This window comes from Mesorhizobium sp. LMG17149 (genome assembly GCF_024518695.1).
Taxonomy (GTDB): Bacteria; Pseudomonadota; Alphaproteobacteria; order Rhizobiales; family Rhizobiaceae; genus Mesorhizobium.
Genome location: NZ_JANIFL010000003.1, coordinates 114,557 through 130,809, shown reverse-complemented (window position 1 = coordinate 130,809; position 16,253 = coordinate 114,557). Strand labels below are relative to the sequence as shown.

Genomic DNA, 16,253 nt, shown 5'->3' with positions numbered 1-16,253 from the left:
CTGTGCACAGGAAGAACGAATTCAGCCGGTTCTCACAAACCCGTCGCTCGCTCTCAGCAGGTTGCGCGTATAGTCCTTCGAGACACGGCGCTCGACAAGGTCGTTAGCCGCAAGATTCTCCACCGCCTCGCCGCTTTGCATCACCATCAGCCGCTCGCACATATGGGTGATGATGGCGAGGTCGTGGCTGACCATCAGGAAGGTCAGCTTGCGCCGCTTGCGTACCTCTTCCAACAGGTTGAGCACTTCCGCCTGCACCGAGGCGTCGAGCGCCGAGGTCGGCTCGTCGAGCAGCAGGATCGAGGGTTCGAGGATCAGCGCACGGGCGATCGCCACGCGCTGGCGCTGGCCGCCTGACAATTGGTGCGAATAGCGGAAGCGGAAGCCGTTGCCGAGGCCGACCTCGTCGAGCGCCCGCTGGATACGCTTTTCGCCGTCGGCAAAGCCATGGATGGCAAGCGGCTCCTGCAGCAGGCGGTCGACGGTCTGGCGCGGGTGCAGCGAGCCGTACGGATCCTGGAAGACCATCTGCACTTCGCGGTAGAAGGCCTTGTCGCGGCGTGGCCCGAGCGTCTTGCCGTTGACGGCGATGCCGCCCGATGCGACCGGTGCAAGGCCGGCGATGGCCCGAAGCAGCGTCGATTTGCCGGAGCCGGATTCGCCGACCAGGCCAAAGGATTCGCCCGGCTGCACGTAGAGGCTGACGCCCTTCAGCGCGCGAAAACGGTCGAAGATCACTTCCAGCCTGTCGACGGCAATCGCGGAAGTCATGCCGCCCACTCCGGCTTGCGGTCGAGCACCGGCAGCGGGTGGCGGTCGGCGCCGATCTTGGGCATGCAATTGAGCAGGCCGCGCGTGTAGGGATGCTGGGCATGGCCGAGTTCGGACGCCTTGAGCTGCTCGACCACCTTGCCGGCATACATGACGATGACGCGGTCGCAGAAGGACGAGACCAGGCGCAGATCGTGCGAGATGAAGATCAGCCCCATGCCGCGCTCACTGACCAGCCGGTCGAGAATGCCTAGCACATCAAGCTGCACGGTGACGTCGAGCGCCGAGGTCGGCTCGTCGGCGATCATCATTTCCGGACCGGCGATCAGCATCATGGCGATCATTGCGCGCTGGCCCATGCCGCCCGAAACTTCATGCGGATGCAGGTTGAAGACGCGAGAGGGATCACGGATCTGCACCGCCTCCAGCATGGCCAATGCGCGGTCGCGTGCCTCGGCCTTGCCGACCTTTTCATGGGTGCGCAGCGTCTCGACGATCTGGCGGCCGATGCTCATGACAGGGTCGAGCGAATATTTCGGGTCCTGCAGGATCATGGCGATGCGTTTGCCGCGCAGCTTCCGGCGTTCGCGCGGCGAGACGCTGAGCAGGTCGATGCCGTCGAAGGCGAGCTTGTTGGCCGATATCCGGGCCTGCGGCGGCGTCAGCCCCATGATGGCGCGGCCGGTTTGCGATTTTCCCGAGCCCGACTCGCCGACGATGCCGAGCCGTTCGCGGCCGAGCGAAAAGGAAACGCCGCGCACCGCCTCGATTAGACCGGTGCGGGTCGGGAAGGTGACGCGCAGGTCGTCGACGTCGAGAAGCGTCTTCGTTTCCCTGCTCATTGGTCACCACTGCGAGGATCGAGCGCGTCGCGCAGGCCGTCGCCGAGCAGGTTGAAGCCGAGGCTGACGATGAGGATGGCGAAACCCGGCGCACCGGCCACCCACCACTGGTCGAGCACGAAGCGGCGGCCCGACGCGATCATCGTGCCCCATTCGGGCAGCGGCGGTTGCGCGCCGAGGCCGAGGAAACCGAGCCCGGCGGCGGTCAGGATGATGCCGGCCATGTCGAGCGTCACCCTGACGATCAGGGACGAAATGCAAAGCGGCATGATATGGCGCAGCACGATGCGGAAGGGCGAGGCGCCCATCAGCTGCACCGCCTTGATGTAATCGGAATTGCGCACCGTCAGCGTCTCTGCCCGCGCGATGCGGGCGTAGGGCGGCCATGAGGTGATGGCGATGGCCAGCACCGCATTCTCGATGCCGGGGCCAAGTGCTGCGACAAAGGCCAGCGCCAGGATCAGCTTGGGAAAGGCGAGGAAGATGTCCGTGATGCGCATCAGGATGGCATCGGTCCAGCCGCCGGCATAGCCGGCCACCGTGCCGACCAGAAGGCCGATCGGTGCCGCGATGATGGCGACCAGGATGACCACATAAAGGGTCCAGCGCGAGCCGTAGAGGATGCGCGACAGGATATCGCGGCCGAGATCATCGGTGCCGAACCAGTGCTCGGCGCTCGGCGCCAGCAGGCGCGCGTTCTTCAGGTCGCCGAACGTCGGAGAATAAGGTGCCAGCACGCCGGCAAGGGCGGCAACGACCAGCAGGGCAACGATGATGAGCAGGCCGAGAAAGGCCAGACGGTTGGCGGAAAAGCGCCGCCACGCCACATAGGCGCGGCCGAGCCTTGCCTGCATGCGCGAGGCCGGCCGCTCGCTGAGCAGCCAATCGCGACGGCTCTGGATGGTCTCGACGCTCATGCGGACTTCGTCCTCGGATCGAGCACCCGATACAGCAGGTCGGAGAGGAGATTGATGGCGATGAACACCGAGCCGATGACGATGGTGCCGCCGAGCACCGCATTCATGTCGGCGTTCTGCAGCGAATTGGTGATGTAAAGGCCGATGCCCGGCCACGAGAACACGGTTTCGGTGAGCACCGAGCCTTCGAGCAGCCCGGCATAGGAGAGCGCGATCACCGTCACCATCGGCACCGCCGCATTGCGCAGCGCGTGGCCCCAGATGATGCGGGTTTCCGACAGGCCCTTGGCGCGCGCCGCGACGATGTATTCCTGCGACAGTTCGTTGAGCATGAACGAGCGCGTCATGCGGCTGATATAGGCGAGCGAGAAGTAGCCGAGCAGCGATGCCGGCAGGATGATGTGGCGGAAGGCGTCGTAAAACACGTCCCACTGCCCCTGCATCGCGGAGTCGAGGAGATAGAAGCCGGTGATCGGCGTAAAAGTGTATTCGTAGACGACGTCGAGCCGCGCCGGGAAGGCAACCCATTGCAGCTTGGCATAGAACAGCACCAGCGCCAGCAGGCCGAGCCAGAAGATCGGCACGGAATAGCCGATCAGGCCGATGATGCGCACGATCTGGTCGATGAGACTGCCGCGCTTGACCGCCGCCAGCACGCCGAGCGGCACGCCGAACAGCGCCCCGATAAGCGTTCCCAGCGTCGCCAGTTCGGTGGTGGCCGGCAGCGCCCGGCGAATGTCGGTCATGACCGGATTGGTGGTCAGCACTGAGATGCCGAAATTACCGTTCAGGGCATTTTTCACATAGATGTAGAACTGCTCGATCAACGGCAGGTCGAGGCCCATCTCGCGGCGCGTGCGCTCGACGACATTGGCCGGCGCCCGGTCGCCGAGCACCGCCAGCACCGGGTCGATCGGAATGACGCGGCCGATGAAGAAGGTGACCGCGAGCAGGCCAAGATAGGTCGTGATCGCAATGACCAGGAAACGGCCAAGCGATGACGCAATAGCGACGGCGCGGGCGCTGCCGCGCCCCGCCGCCACTTCCTTTTCAACCGTGCTCATGCCGCGTGTCCGCGGGCACTATTCCTTGGACACCGGCCCGACGAAATTGGTGTCGAAGCTCGGGCCGAGCGCAAAGCCCTTGAGGTTCTTGCGCAGGCCGGCGACTTCCAGCTGCTGGTGGATGACGACGAAGGGGCTGGTGTCGAGGATTTTCTTCTCGAGATCCTTGTACATGTCGGCGCGTTTTCCGGCGTCCTTCTCGAGCAGTGCTGCTTCCGTTTCCTTGGTCAGGTCCGGAATGTCCCAGGCGTTGCGCCAGGCGAGCGTCTTGGACTTGCCCGCATCCGAATTGTCCGGGTTCGAGGCAAAGGTCTGGGCGTTGGAATTCGGGTCGAAATAATCCTGGCCCCACTGGCCGATATAGATGTCGTGGTTGCGGGCGCGATATTTGGTCAGCGTCTGCTTGCCGTCGCCCGGGATGATCTCGAGCTTGATGCCGGCCTGGCCAAGCGTCTGCTGGATCGATTCCGCCATGCCGGTCGTCGGCTGGCCGGTGCGTACGTCCATGGTTACGCTGAAGCCGTCGGGCAAGCCGGCCTTGGCCAGCAATTCCTTGGCCTTGGCGACATCGAGCTTGAACGGATTCTCATCCAATTCGCCGAGCACGCCCTTGGGCAGGAAGGTCTGGTGGATTTCGCCGATGCCCTTGAGGATGGTGGAACTCAAGGCATCATAGTCGACCAGATATTTGAAGGCCTGGCGGACCTCCGGCTTTGCGAGGTTCGGGTTCTTCTGGTTGAGGCTGATGTAGTAGACGGTGCCCTTCGGCGCGCTGGTGGTCGTGAGATCGGCGTTCTTGGCGATGGCGTCGAGATCGTTCGGCTCGAGATTGCGGGCAACGTCGATGTCGCCGGCTTCGAGCGCCAGGCGCTGGCCCGAGCTTTCCTTCATGTTGCGATAGATGACGCGGGCAAGCTTGGCCTTTTCGCCATGGTAATTGTCGTTGCGCTCGAGAACGACTGCCTCATTGGCGCGCCATTCGCGCAGCTTGAAGACGCCGGAGCCGGCATAGCCGGTCTTCAGCCAGGCATTGCCGAAATCATTGTCCCATTTGTAGTCGGCGCTCGGCGTGACCGCCGCGACATGTTCCTTGACCAGCTTGGCGTCGACCACCGAAGCGACCGTTGCCGACAGGCAGTTCAGGACGAAGCTCGGGGCATAAGCCTTGTCGACGGTGAACTGGAAAGTGGTCTCGTCGACCGCCTTGGCCTTCTCGGCGACGTTGTCGCCGCTGATGCCGAATTGGCCGATGATGAAGGCCGGGCTCTTGTCGAGCTTGACGGCGCGTTCGAACGACCAGGCGACGTCGGCCGCGGTGATCGGGTTGCCGGAAGCGAATTTCAGGCCGGGCTTGAGTTTGAAGGTGTAGGTCAGGCCGTCATCGGAGACGGTCCAGCTTTCGGCGAGGTCGCCCTTGACCTTGGAGGTGTCGCTGAGGTCGAGACGGACAAGCAGATCATAGGTGTTGCCGGTGACCTCGGCGGTCGACAGCTCGAACGCCTCGCCCGGATCCATGGAGATGATGTCGTCGATCGCAAAACCTTCGACCAGCGTGTCGGCGGGCGTGACCGCACCGGCGGGTGCGCCGGCCAGAAGCAGCGCGGACATGGCTGCACCCGCGAGCAGGAAGCGAGAGCGTAGAGCAAACTTTTCCATCATCATCGTGATTGTTCCCTGTTTTGTTGTTTGTTGACCTGAGTTCCCGGCTCAGGGTTGTGGAATTCTTTTCGGGCCTTGAGACGGCCCCACTGACCTCTTACCGTTGCGGTTTTTGTCCAGTTGGTCAACACCATATCCGGCGGCCTCGTGGCGGGCAACGAGCATTTATACGACGGCTCAATGGGCCAGAAAGGCTGGTGGATGTCGACGCATAAGCCAGCCAATAGAGGCTGCCGATCGGGGAAAATCTGGCGAATGTCGCGGCTACTTCAGCGCCGCGACCAGGCCGGCGTCAGGGAAGCAGGTGGCGGCGCGGCCGTTCTTGGCTTGCCACGTGCCGATCGAACGGCGGGTCTTGAAGCCGGGCAGGCCATCGGCGCTGCCGACATCATAGCCCTTGGCTTCCAGCGACCGCTGCAGGGCCGCGATGTCCGAACGGTGGAGCCCGCCAACCGCGCCCCAGCTGCCGGCAAAATTCGCGTCGCCATGGGCGATGCGATCGGCGCCGTGGCCGATGAACAGCGCGTAGAGGTCGCTGGTGTTGTATTGCTTCAGCACGTAGAAATTGGGCGTGGCGACAAAGGCCGGGCCGCTGCGCCCTGCCGGCATCAGCAGGAAGCCTTCGGCCTTCAGTTCACTCGCCGGAAACGGTTTGCCGCCAACGCGCTTGATGCCCATATCAGCCCATTGCGAGATTTTCTTGCCCTGGTCCGGGCCTTCCAGCGAACAGGAAACGCTTTCCGGCACCGTCACCTCGAAACCCCAGCCACGGCCCTTTATCCAGCCATAGTGGACGAGATAATTGGCGATCGAGGCCAGCACGTCCGGCGTCGACTTCCAGATGTCGGCGCGGCCGTCGCCGTCGAAATCGACGGCATGTTTCAGGAACGAGGTCGGCATGAATTGCGGCTGGCCGAGCGCTCCGGCCCACGACGATTTCATCGCGCCGACCGGAGCAAGACCGCGCTCGACGATCTCGAGTGCAGCAAGCAACTCGGTGCGGAAGAAGTCCTTCCTGGTCGACATGAACGCTTTGGTGCCCAGCACTTCGAAGGCGTCGTAAGGCACCTTCGCCGCGCCGAATCCGGTCTCGCGGCCCCAGATCGCCAGCAGCACTTCGCCCGGCACACCATAGCGCTTTTCGATTGATGCAAGTGTCCTGGCATTGGTGGCTTCGCGCGCCCGCCCGCCCGCCGTCACCGCACGAACCGTTTTCTCGGCGAAATAGGCGCCGGGCGAACCGAATTCGGCCTGGTGCTGTTTCCGCGGCGTGGTCGCCTTCTCGCCCGGCTTGACCAGGTCGGGCAGTTTCAGATTGGGCTTGATGCCGTCGAAGGCGGCATCGAAGGTGGTTTTGGAAATGCCTTGTGACTTGGCCTGCGGCCAGAGGTCGTTCTGCAGCCAGGCGCGGAACTGGTCGTCGATCTTTGCGGCGGAGGCGGGGGTGGAAAGGAAGAGGAAGGCAAGGGCAGCCAGTAAGAATGCAAGACAAAACTGGCGAAGGCCGCGTTCTGGCGCGCCCCCCTCTGGCCTGCCGGCCATCTCCCCCTCAAGGGGGGAGATCGGCAGCTTCACGGGCGGCGCTCTGCCCGCAACGTGGGTGATTATCGAAAGCTGAGCCGCCAGCCAATCTCCCCCCTTGAGGGGGAGATGTCCGGCAGGACAGAGGGGGGTGTTTGGCACCAGCCTTGGTGGACGCGCAAAAATCATGACCCGCATCCTCTGCCGCAACTTTGTCAAAACGCCGTCCGCGAGCGCAGCGCCGCGGCCAGCGTGCCCTCGTCGAGATAGTCGAGTTCGCCGCCGACCGGCACGCCATGCGCGAGCCGTGTCACCTTGATGTCGAAGCCGGAGAGCTGATCGGTGAGGTAATGCGCGGTCGTCTGGCCCTCCACCGTCGCATTGACGGCGAGGATGATCTCCTTGACCTCGCCACCGGCGACGCGGTCGACCAGCGACCGCATGTTGAGCTGGTCGGGGCCGATGCCGTCGAGCGGCGACAATGTGCCGCCGAGAACGTGGTAGCGCACATTCATCGCCGCCGCGCGCTCCAGCGCCCACAGGTCGGAGACGTCCTCGACGACGATGATGGTGCCGGCATCGCGGCGCGGGTCGGTGCAGATCATGCAAGGGTCCGATGTGTCGACATTGCCGCAGGTCGAGCAGATGCGCACCTTGTCGGCCGCTTCGGCCATGGCGGCGGCCAGCGGCGACAAAAGCTGCTCCTTCTTCTTGATCAGATGAAGGGCCGCACGCCTGGCCGACCGGGGACCCAGCCCCGGCACCTTGGCCAGGAGCTGGATCAGACGTTCGATCTCGGGACCGGCGATTCGCTTCGACATCGCTCTGATCTAGAGCAATTCCAGGAAAAGTGCGAAGCGGTTTTCCCGGGAAAAGCGCGAAGCGCTTTCCCTTGGGAATTGCGTCAAAACGAAAAGCTGGAGCGGTTCACCGTTTCCGCGAAACGGTGAACCGCTCCAGGATTTTTCAGAGCGCTTTGGAACATCCCGCATCCGCATGAACCACCATATTAGCCGGGCGGACCATTGGACAGACCATAGAGCGCAGATCAGTTGGCTTCGAGCGGCCGGCCCTGGCTGACGATCATCGCGCCGACAGCGTCGGTGTTCTCAGGCGTCGACTGGAATCCCATAGACGCCTCTTGCGGCGCGTCCTCGACCGAGGAGATGACCCTTGTCCTTGTGTTCAAGGTTCCGCCAAAACGGGCGGCATCCGGTTCCTCCATCGGCTCCTGCATCGCCACCACCGTCGGCTCCGCCGAGACACGCGCGGATTTCGCGGTCGGCGCGGCGGCCGCGGTCATATAGGTCTGCTGGGCAGGGACGGACCGGACGGTCGCCGGCTTGGCCGGACGCACCGGCTCGGCGGACGCGACCATCGTCACCGGCTCCGCTGGCTTCTGCGGCGCCGCCGAGGCAATGGCGACCTGCGGCTCGTCCGGCAGCGGCTGCCAGTTGCGGCCGCGCTTCTCATAGAAGGCATTGCCGCCGGCAACCATGGTGTAGTGCATGTTCTTGTAGGGGAAGCGTAAGCCGGCGGTGTGGAAGAACATGGTGTTCTTGAGCTTGGCCTTGCGCTCACCCTTGAGCACCGCCTCGGCAGCCTCTTCGACATCGGGCATTGCGCGTGAATTCATCGGCCTTGTCATGACGCCGGGGGCGAACTGCCCACGCTCGCCCACCACCTGGCAGATGGTGCTGCCGTGCTTGCCGGAGCGCAGCCGGTTCATCACCACCGTGCCGACCGCGATCATGCCGTCGCGGCTCGAGCGGTTGGACTCGAAGAACATCGCCCGTTCCAGGCATTCCTTGTCCTTCGGCGTATGGCTGTAGGCCCGTGAGCTCAGGAAACCCGGCGTGATGGCGTCGGTCAGGCTGGCGACGGACATGCCGTGTGACGTGGTCTGGCTGCAGGCAGCCAAAAACAGGGGTGAAATGACGGCGCCGAGCAACAGCGGCGTCTTCCATCGCGTGGCAATCAACAGGTAACCCTCTCACTTCCATGCCCGCCCCCAGGCTGCGGCAAGAATGAGACACTTTCGGGCAAAATGATGGCCAAAACGTTATTGATGAGGCTCTGTTGCCAAATTGGTACAGTTGCATGACCTAAAAGTGAATTAGTGCCCCACTGTAATGGCCGCCGGCTGGCCGGGCTCAAGCTCCTCGACCTTCTCCGAAAACAGGCCGCGCCGGAGGAACAGCGTCCGCGCCTCCCTGGCCGTCGGCGCGATCTTTCCCGGCCAGTCGCTGTCTATGAACTCAGCCTTGGTGAAGTCCGGATTTGTCTCGCTCGCTGCCTCCAGGAACTCGGCGATCTCCAGCACGATCGCGCGCTCGTCCTTTGAAAGCGCCGATGTGCCGGCTTCGATCGACGGGCGATGGACGAAATCCTCGAACAGGTAGAAATAACCCTTGATGCCGACGAGATCGACGCCGTCGTCACAATCGGCCAGGATTTCCAGGATCTCGTAGATCCTGTTGCGGATACGCTGCTCGATCAGTCTTTCGGAGGGCTCTTCGGTCATGGCGATCATGGGCGCGCGCGCCGAATGCTAGAAGGGCAGTTTCATTCCCGGCGGGATCGGCAGACCTGCGGTCAGCGCCTTGGTCTTTTCCTGCATGATCTGCTCGACCTTGGTCTTGGCGTCGTTGTGAGCGGCCAGCACCAGGTCTTCCAGGATCTCGACATCGTCTTCCTTGAACAGAGACGGATCGATCTTCAGCGACTTCATCTCGAATTTTCCGGTCAGCGTCACATTGACCAGGCCGCCGCCGGCCTGGCCGGACGCTTCCAGCGTGGCGATCTCGTCCTGCATGGCCTGGAACTTGGCCTGCATTTCCTTCGCCTTGCCCATCAGGCCGAGAAGATCTTTCATGGTCGGGTCCTTTGCGGATTCGTGGCTGGATCAGGTTTCATCGTCGTCAGCCGGCGGCTCTACCGGCACTTCAGCCTCTGTCGTTTCGGCTTCCGGCGCGTCTGGAATGCGCACGTCGATGATCTTGGCACCGGGAAAGCGCGCCAGGATGGCGGCCACGGTGGGATCGCTCTTGGCATCGAGAAATGCCGTCTCGCGTTTGGCCGATTCCATTTCGGCGAGCGTCTGGCCGCCCTCTTCCTTTGACAGCGAGACCAGCCAGCTGCGGCCGGTCCAGGCGCGAAGCTTCGTCGTCAGGTCGTTGAGCAGCATCTTGGGCGCATCGCTGGTCAGGCCGACGTCGATGCGGCCGGGCTCGATACGCACGAACCGGATGCAGCTCTTGACCAGCACCTTGAAGGCGATGTCGCGCTGCGCGTCGGCGAGCGCAATGATGTCGGCCAGCGACTTCAGCGGCGCCGATTCCATGGCCGGCTCCGGCGGAGCGACGTAGGCAACGGCAGCAGGCGAGGCTTCGACCAGCCGCATGCTCTGTGCCCCGCCCGATCCGGATGGCATGCGCGTCTGCGCCACCGCGCTGGCACCACCGCCATTGCCGGAACTTGCCGACGTCCCATTCGGGCGCGGCGCGCCATTCTGCATAGGCGCAGCGCTATCGAGCGATCTCAGCGCCTCGTCCAGCGTCGGCAGATCGGCGGCATGCGCCAGCCGGATCAGCACCATTTCGGCGGCACTCACCGGCCGGTTGGAAGACTGCACCTCGGGGATGCCCTTGAGCAGCATCTGCCATGTCCGTGACAGCACCCTGACCGACAGCGTTCTGGCGAAATCGGCGCCGCGCTGCCGCTCGTCCTCCGACAGCGAGGCATCCTCGATGGCCGTCGGCACGAAACGCAGCCGGGTGACGAGATGGTTGAATTCGGCAAGATCGGTCAGCACGGCGGCTGGATCGGCGCCGGTGTCATACTGCGCACGGAATTCGCCAAGGGCTGCCGCCACATCGCCCTTCATCACATGTTCGAACAGGTCGACGATGCGGGCGCGGTCGGCGAGCCCGAGCATCGCCCGAACCGCATCGGCGCCGACAGAGCCGGCGCCATGGGCAATCGCCTGGTCGAGGATGGAGAGCGAATCACGGGCCGAGCCCTCGGCGGCGCGCGCGATCATCGCCAGCGCGTCGTCGTCGACAGAAATGCCTTCCTGGGCCGAGATCGAGGACAGATGCGCGACCAGAGCGCCGGCGTCGATGCGCCTCAGGTCGAAGCGTTGGCAGCGCGACAGAACGGTGATCGGAACCTTGCGGATTTCGGTGGTGGCGAAGATGAATTTGACGTGCGGCGGCGGCTCTTCCAGCGTCTTCAGCAGGCCGTTGAAGGCTTGCGTCGACAGCATGTGCACTTCATCGATGATGTAGACCTTGTAGCGGGCCGAGACCGGCGCATAGCGCACGCGCTCGATGATATCCCTGATGTCGTCGATGCCGGTATGCGAGGCGGCGTCCATCTCGATGACGTCGACATGGCGGCCTTCCATGATCGCCTGGCAATGTTCGCCGAGGACGGCGAGGTCGACCGAAGGCTGGTCGATGTCAGCGGTTTTATAATTCAGGGCCCGCGCGAGGATGCGCGCCGTCGTGGTCTTGCCGACGCCGCGCACGCCGGTCAGCATCCAGGCCTGGGCGATGCGGCCGGTGGCAAAGGCATTGGTGAGGGTGCGCACCATCGGCTCCTGGCCGACCAGCTCGGAAAAATTCGAAGGACGGTACTTGCGCGCCAGCACGCGATAGGCGGCGGCCTTGCCTATCTCCAGGCTTTTTGGTCCCGAATTTCCGGCTTCGCTCATACGCCCGTAAAGCTCCAAATGGCCGCGCCCGAAGGCGGCCGATTCCTGCGCATAGTCTCGCCCGCGCTGCAATGCGTCGTCAATGTCGCGAGAGGGGCCGATGAGGTGGGAGGCTGGAACAATGACCCGTTCCGGGCTCGTTAGGGCTGCTTCCTTCCGGACCTGACCCGGTTGGCGAGTGGATCGTCCACCACCAACCTCCCGCTTTCCATATCGGCAATTGCGCGACGAAATGCAAGTCCGCCGAAGAAATCGTTAAATGTCGAATCGGCGCACCAGACCGTGAGGGCGCAATGATTCACTTGCAGCCCCCTTGCCGCCGCTCTAGCCTTCATGTGTTGAGCAAACCAAGAAAAGCAAGGGAAACGCCGATGCTGCCGGGCCTGGAGGCCGGATTTACGCTGGACGCACGGCTGGAGGCGGACAGCGAACAGTTGATGTGGCTTGGGCTGTGCGAATTGCGGGTGATGAACGACCGCCGCTGGCCATGGCTGCTGCTGGTGCCGCAGCGGCCCGGCGCGGAGGAAATCCATGATATGACGCCGCTCGACCAGGCGATGCTGACCTTCGAGACCAATATGGTGGCGCAGGCGCTGAAGAAGGCGACCGGCTGCACCAAGATCAACACCGGCGCGCTCGGCAACATCGTGCGCCAGCTGCACATCCATGTCATCGCGCGTTCGGAAGGTGATCCCGGCTGGCCAGGCCCTGTGTGGGGACATGGCCTGCGAGAGCCCTATCAACGTTCCGACTTGCGACGGTTTGCCGAAACGATCAAGGCGGCGCTATAAGCGTTCCCAGTGTCCATCCCTCAACATGTTCCAGAGTCCCCATGAGCTTCCGCCTGTTTGACGCGCCTTTGCGCGAGCCGAGCCAGTTCGTCGGCTTCGCCGGCAACACGATCGACCGGCAGTCCGAGAACCGGGCCGACGATTCGGTCGACAAGGCGCTGGCCGATCCGGCGACGCGGCTGCTTCTGATGCATGGCGGCCGGCTCTATCTGAAGCTCGGCGATGGCGGCGCTCTCGATCCCTGGTTCGGCGCCACCGAGAGCGAGCCCTTCAAGGTTTCCCTGGCGCAAGGCATCCTGCTCGGCTTTTCCGAACGAGGACCGGTGCTGGCCGTGCCCGCCGGCCTCGAACCCGAACAGCTTCCGGAAACAGTCAAGGCCATCGACTACCGCTCGGTCTACATGCAAGGGCTGATCGACGAGGCGGCGGCTGGCGCGATGGCGCAAGGGGCGGCCCTGCTTGCCTGGCATGCCAGCCATCGTTTCTGCAGCAAATGCGGTACAGAATCGCAGATGCGGGCGGGCGGCTACAAGCGGCATTGCCCGAATTGCGGCACCGAGCATTTTCCGCGCACCGACCCGGTGGCGATCATGCTGACGGCGACGCGGGAGAAGTGCCTGCTCGGGCGCGGCCGGCATTTCGCGCCGGGCATGTACTCGGCCCTTGCCGGCTTCATCGAGCCGGGCGAGACGATCGAGGCGGCGGTGCGCCGCGAGACGCTGGAAGAGGCCGGCATCCGGCTTGGCCGCGTCGTCTACCACGCCAGCCAGCCCTGGCCGTTTCCCTATTCGCTGATGATCGGCTGCTTCGGCGAGCCGCTCAACGACGACATCCAGGCCGATCTCAACGAGCTTGAGGACTGCCGCTGGTTTTTTCGCGACGAGGTGCGCCTGATGCTGGAAAGGACGCACAAGGACAATCTGGTCACGCCGCCGAAAGGCGCCATCGCGCATCACCTGATCCGCGCCTGGGTCGACTCGGAATGATGGCCGCGATTATTCAAAGACATTGCAGGAGCAGGACATGATCCGTCACACCGTCGTTTTCACGCTGAAGCATCCGCCGCATTCGCTGGAGGAAAAGCGGTTCCTGGTCGACGCCAAGAAAATCCTCACCGCGATCAGGGGCGTCACGCATTTCGAGCAATTGCGGCAGATCAGCCCCAAGAACGACTATCGTTTCGGCTTCTCGATGGAGTTCGCCGACCAGGCTGCCTACAACAGGTACAACGACCATCCCGACCATGTCGCCTTCGTGCGCGACCGCTGGGTGCCCGAGGTCGAGACCTTCATGGAGATCGACTATGTGCCGCTGGGCGCGGTGATTTAGGGCATGGTCCCGAAAAGTGGAAACCGGTTTTTGGAAAAGACCATGCCCAGTAGCGATCAGTCCGCAACCTTCCACTGCTCACGCGACTCGCTGGCCGGATAGACGCCCAGAATCCGCACTTCGCGCGAGAAGAAACGAAGCTCGTCCAGCGCCAGCTTGACCAGCGGGTCGTCGGGATGGCCCTCGATGTCGGCGTAGAACAGCGTCGCCGTGAAAGCGCCCAACTGGTAGCTCTCCAGCTTGGTCATGTTGATGCCGTTGGTGGCGAAGCCGCCCATCGCCTTGTAGAGCGCGGCCGGCACGTTGCGGACGCGGAAGATGAAGGTCGTCATCATCTTGACGTCAGGCGACGGGCGCTCGGCCCATAGCTTGTTCTTGGTCAGGACGACAAAGCGGGTGACGTTAGAGTCGGTGTCCTCGACGTTTTGCTCGATGATATCGAGCCCGTAGAGCGTCGCTGCCAGCGCGGGCGACAGCGCCGCCATGGTGCGGTCCTTGACCTCGGAGACCATCTTGGCGGCGCCGGCCGTGTCGCCGGCGACGATCGCCTTCCAGCCGTTCTTGCGGATGTATTTGCGGCACTGGCCAAGCGCGTGGATATGGCTGTGCACCATCTTGATCTCGTCGCGCCTGACGCCCGGCAGCACCATCAGCTGGAAATGGATCGGCAGGAAATATTCGCCGATGATGTGCAGCTTCGATTCCGGCAAGAGATGATGGATATCGGCGACGCGCCCGGCAATGGTGTTCTCGATCGGGATCATGGCGAGGTCGGCCTTGTTGGTCTCGACCGCGTTGAAGGCATCCTCGAAAGTCGGGCATGGCAACGGCTCCATCGAAGGGAACATGTTGCGGCTGGCGGTGTCGGAATTGGCGCCCGGCTCGCCTTGGAAGGATATTCTGTTGGTCTTTTCAGGCATGCCGATATCTCAGGTTGAAAGGATCTGTCTGGCGCGTTCGAGGTCTTCCGGCGTGTCGACGCCGAGCGGCAGCGACTGGACGATCTCGGCGTCGATGCGCATGCCGGCTTCCAGCGCCCGCAACTGCTCCAGCCGCTCGCGCCGTTCGAGCGGCGACGGCTTCAGCGCGACGAAACGCTCAAGTGCTTCGCGGCGATAGGCGTAGAGGCCGACGTGATGGTAGAGCGGCCCCTCGCCCCAAGGCGCCGTTGCGCGGGTGAAATAGAGCGCCCTCAGCCTGCTGCCGGAAAGCGGCGAGCCGACGATCTTGACGACATTGGGATTGGTCTTTTCCTCGTCGCGGACCATCTCGACGCCGAGCGTGGCGATATCCACCGCACTGTCCTCGAAAGGTCTGAGCGACGCGGCGATGATCTGGGGATCGATCGTCGGCAGGTCGCCTTGTACATTGACGATGGTTTCGACCTTGCGCCCGGAGTCGAGCGCGATCAGCGCCTCGTGGATGCGGTCGGAGCCGGATTCGTGATCCATGCGCGTCATCACGGCCTCGAAACCGTGCGCGCGCACCGCTTGCGCCACGCTTTGCGTATCGGTCGCCACCACCACTCGGCCAAGGCCGGCTTCGGCGGCACGGCGCGCGACATGGACGATCATCGGGGCGCCTGCGATGTCGGCCAGCGGCTTGCCCGGCAGGCGGGTCGAAGCCATGCGGGCCGGGATCAGGATCAGCGTGGACATTTCGGGTGCAAGGCGTCTCGAAAGAGGACAGGGAAAGTGGCAAAAGGTCTCACTGGAAGCGCCCTTATAGGTGTTGCAACGCCGCAGCAAAAGACCTAGTTTCCGCCCGATTTGACCGCCCTGGCAGGACGGGTCACGATACCGACGGACGGAGTGGACGGTTCTGTCCGCCGGAAAAGGGAGCAAGGGGCGTATGGATTCCAACGAAGTCAACAAACTGCTCGCCGGATTGCTCGGAACCGTTTTCGTCGTCTTCTCGGTCGGCATTGTGTCCGATGCGCTGTTTGCCTCGCCGGCGCCGGAAAAGCCCGGTTTCGCCATCGAGGCCGCCGAGCCCGCCGAAGGCGGTCCGGCCGCGCCTGCCGCCGCAGCCAAGCCGATCGCCGAACTGTTGGCGACCGCCAATGTCGAGCAAGGTGCTGCCGTCTTCAAGAAGTGCCAAGCCTGCCATTCCGGCGAAAAGGGCGGCCCCAACAAGGTCGGCCCGGACCTGTGGGACCTCATCGACCGCCCTGTCGCCGAGCATGAAGGTTTTGCCTATTCGGCCGGCATGAAGGAATTCTCCAAGGGCGGCGCCGAGAAGTGGACGTACGACAACCTCAACCACTTCATCACCTCGCCGAAGAAACTTGTGAAGGGCACCGCGATGGGCTTCGCCGGCCTGCCCAAGGACGAGGATCGCGCCAACGTCATCGCCTATCTGCGCACGCTGTCCGACAATCCCAAGCCGCTGCCGGCGCCGGGGGCTGCCGCAGATGCAGGCGCGCCCGCCGATGCAGCCGCTCCGGCAAAGCCGGCTGAGGGTGCCGCGCCGGCCGCTCCCGCCGCCCCGGCTCCGGCCGCACCGGCACCGGCGCCTGCCGAATAGCCAGATATCATCTCGACGACCTTGAAAAAGCCGGGTTCAGCCCGGCTTTTTTGTTGGGAAAACCGCATAGGCGGCGACAAAGCCGCGCATGGCGGTTTTCACGAGCGCCAAATCAT

17 protein-coding genes and 1 other RNA gene are annotated in these 16,253 nt (G+C 63.6%); 4 read left to right on the top strand and 14 right to left on the bottom strand.

The genetic code is table 11. The features are described from left to right. Nucleotides 1–21 precede the first annotated feature (21 nt). From NP945_RS06885 to ffs, 12 genes are all read right to left on the bottom strand, one after another. Nucleotides 22–771: an ABC transporter ATP-binding protein gene (locus NP945_RS06885; RefSeq protein ID WP_256745920.1), complete on the bottom strand. Its 750-nt coding sequence runs from the start codon at nt 769–771 to the stop codon at nt 22–24. Continuing rightward, nucleotides 768–1,613: an ABC transporter ATP-binding protein gene (locus tag NP945_RS06880; RefSeq protein ID WP_127397214.1), complete on the bottom strand. Its 846-nt coding sequence runs from the start codon at nt 1,611–1,613 to the stop codon at nt 768–770. Before NP945_RS06880 ends, NP945_RS06885 begins: the two co-directional genes overlap by 4 nt. Continuing rightward, nucleotides 1,610–2,530, bottom strand: a complete 921-nt coding sequence (gene nikC / locus NP945_RS06875; RefSeq protein ID WP_127397215.1) for a nickel transporter permease — start codon at nt 2,528–2,530, stop codon at nt 1,610–1,612. Before nikC ends, NP945_RS06880 begins: the two co-directional genes overlap by 4 nt. Next, entirely contained in the window at nt 2,527–3,594 is a 1,068-nt protein-coding gene (locus tag NP945_RS06870) for an ABC transporter permease (protein ID WP_256745919.1), read from the bottom strand. Before NP945_RS06870 ends, nikC begins: the two co-directional genes overlap by 4 nt. An 18-nt stretch (nt 3,595–3,612) precedes the next feature. Then, nucleotides 3,613–5,256, bottom strand: coding sequence for an ABC transporter substrate-binding protein (locus NP945_RS06865; protein ID WP_256745918.1), 1,644 nt, complete (start codon nt 5,254–5,256; stop codon nt 3,613–3,615). A 261-nt stretch (nt 5,257–5,517) separates the two neighbouring features. Next, nucleotides 5,518–6,795, bottom strand: coding sequence for a lytic murein transglycosylase (locus tag NP945_RS06860; RefSeq protein WP_256745917.1), 1,278 nt, complete (start codon nt 6,793–6,795; stop codon nt 5,518–5,520). 194 nt (nt 6,796–6,989) lie between these two features. Further along, complete coding sequence (gene recR, locus NP945_RS06855) at nt 6,990–7,595, bottom strand: recombination mediator RecR (protein WP_027039603.1); 606 nt, start codon at nt 7,593–7,595, stop codon at nt 6,990–6,992. A 227-nt stretch (nt 7,596–7,822) separates the two neighbouring features. After that, on the bottom strand, nt 7,823–8,755 hold the full coding sequence (locus tag NP945_RS06850) for a cell wall hydrolase (RefSeq protein WP_127272515.1): 933 nt from the start codon (nt 8,753–8,755) through the stop codon (nt 7,823–7,825). 135 nt (nt 8,756–8,890) lie between these two features. Next, nucleotides 8,891–9,298, bottom strand: coding sequence for a hypothetical protein (locus tag NP945_RS06845; RefSeq protein ID WP_127272517.1), 408 nt, complete (start codon nt 9,296–9,298; stop codon nt 8,891–8,893). 27 nt (nt 9,299–9,325) lie between these two features. Continuing rightward, complete coding sequence (locus NP945_RS06840) at nt 9,326–9,649, bottom strand: YbaB/EbfC family nucleoid-associated protein (RefSeq protein ID WP_013527931.1); 324 nt, start codon at nt 9,647–9,649, stop codon at nt 9,326–9,328. Between the two features lie 30 nt (nt 9,650–9,679). Beyond that, nucleotides 9,680–11,491: a DNA polymerase III subunit gamma/tau gene (locus NP945_RS06835; RefSeq protein WP_127272516.1), complete on the bottom strand. Its 1,812-nt coding sequence runs from the start codon at nt 11,489–11,491 to the stop codon at nt 9,680–9,682. A 105-nt stretch (nt 11,492–11,596) separates the two neighbouring features. Further along, an RNA gene (gene ffs / locus NP945_RS06830) (signal recognition particle sRNA small type) lies at nt 11,597–11,693 on the bottom strand. Between the two features lie 169 nt (nt 11,694–11,862). On the opposite strand from ffs, the gene NP945_RS06825 reads away from it, so the two are divergent. From NP945_RS06825 to NP945_RS06815, 3 genes are read left to right on the top strand one after another with little or no spacing between them, the layout of a single operon-like run. Next, nucleotides 11,863–12,282 (top strand): HIT domain-containing protein, encoded by a 420-nt coding sequence (locus NP945_RS06825; protein WP_127256953.1) that lies wholly within the window; start codon nt 11,863–11,865, stop codon nt 12,280–12,282. A 41-nt stretch (nt 12,283–12,323) separates the two neighbouring features. Further along, on the top strand, nt 12,324–13,268 hold the full coding sequence (gene nudC, locus NP945_RS06820; protein WP_256745916.1) for an NAD(+) diphosphatase: 945 nt from the start codon (nt 12,324–12,326) through the stop codon (nt 13,266–13,268). Between the two features lie 37 nt (nt 13,269–13,305). Further along, nucleotides 13,306–13,611, top strand: a complete 306-nt coding sequence (locus NP945_RS06815) for a Dabb family protein (RefSeq protein ID WP_127268465.1) — start codon at nt 13,306–13,308, stop codon at nt 13,609–13,611. A gap of 56 nt (nt 13,612–13,667) precedes the next feature. Here the strand turns inward: NP945_RS06815 and NP945_RS06810 are convergent, their stop codons facing one another. Together NP945_RS06810 and NP945_RS06805 are read right to left on the bottom strand one after the other, a co-directional pair. Continuing rightward, on the bottom strand, nt 13,668–14,531 hold the full coding sequence (locus tag NP945_RS06810) for a prephenate dehydratase (protein ID WP_256745915.1): 864 nt from the start codon (nt 14,529–14,531) through the stop codon (nt 13,668–13,670). A gap of 9 nt (nt 14,532–14,540) precedes the next feature. Next, a complete protein-coding gene (locus NP945_RS06805) occupies nt 14,541–15,269 on the bottom strand; it encodes a 3-deoxy-manno-octulosonate cytidylyltransferase (RefSeq protein WP_256745914.1) in 729 nt (242 codons plus the stop codon). A 193-nt stretch (nt 15,270–15,462) separates the two neighbouring features. Here NP945_RS06805 and NP945_RS06800 point away from each other — a divergent pair, with 193 nt between their 5' ends. Continuing rightward, nucleotides 15,463–16,137: a cytochrome c family protein gene (locus NP945_RS06800; RefSeq protein WP_256745913.1), complete on the top strand. Its 675-nt coding sequence runs from the start codon at nt 15,463–15,465 to the stop codon at nt 16,135–16,137. Nucleotides 16,138–16,253 lie beyond the last annotated feature (116 nt).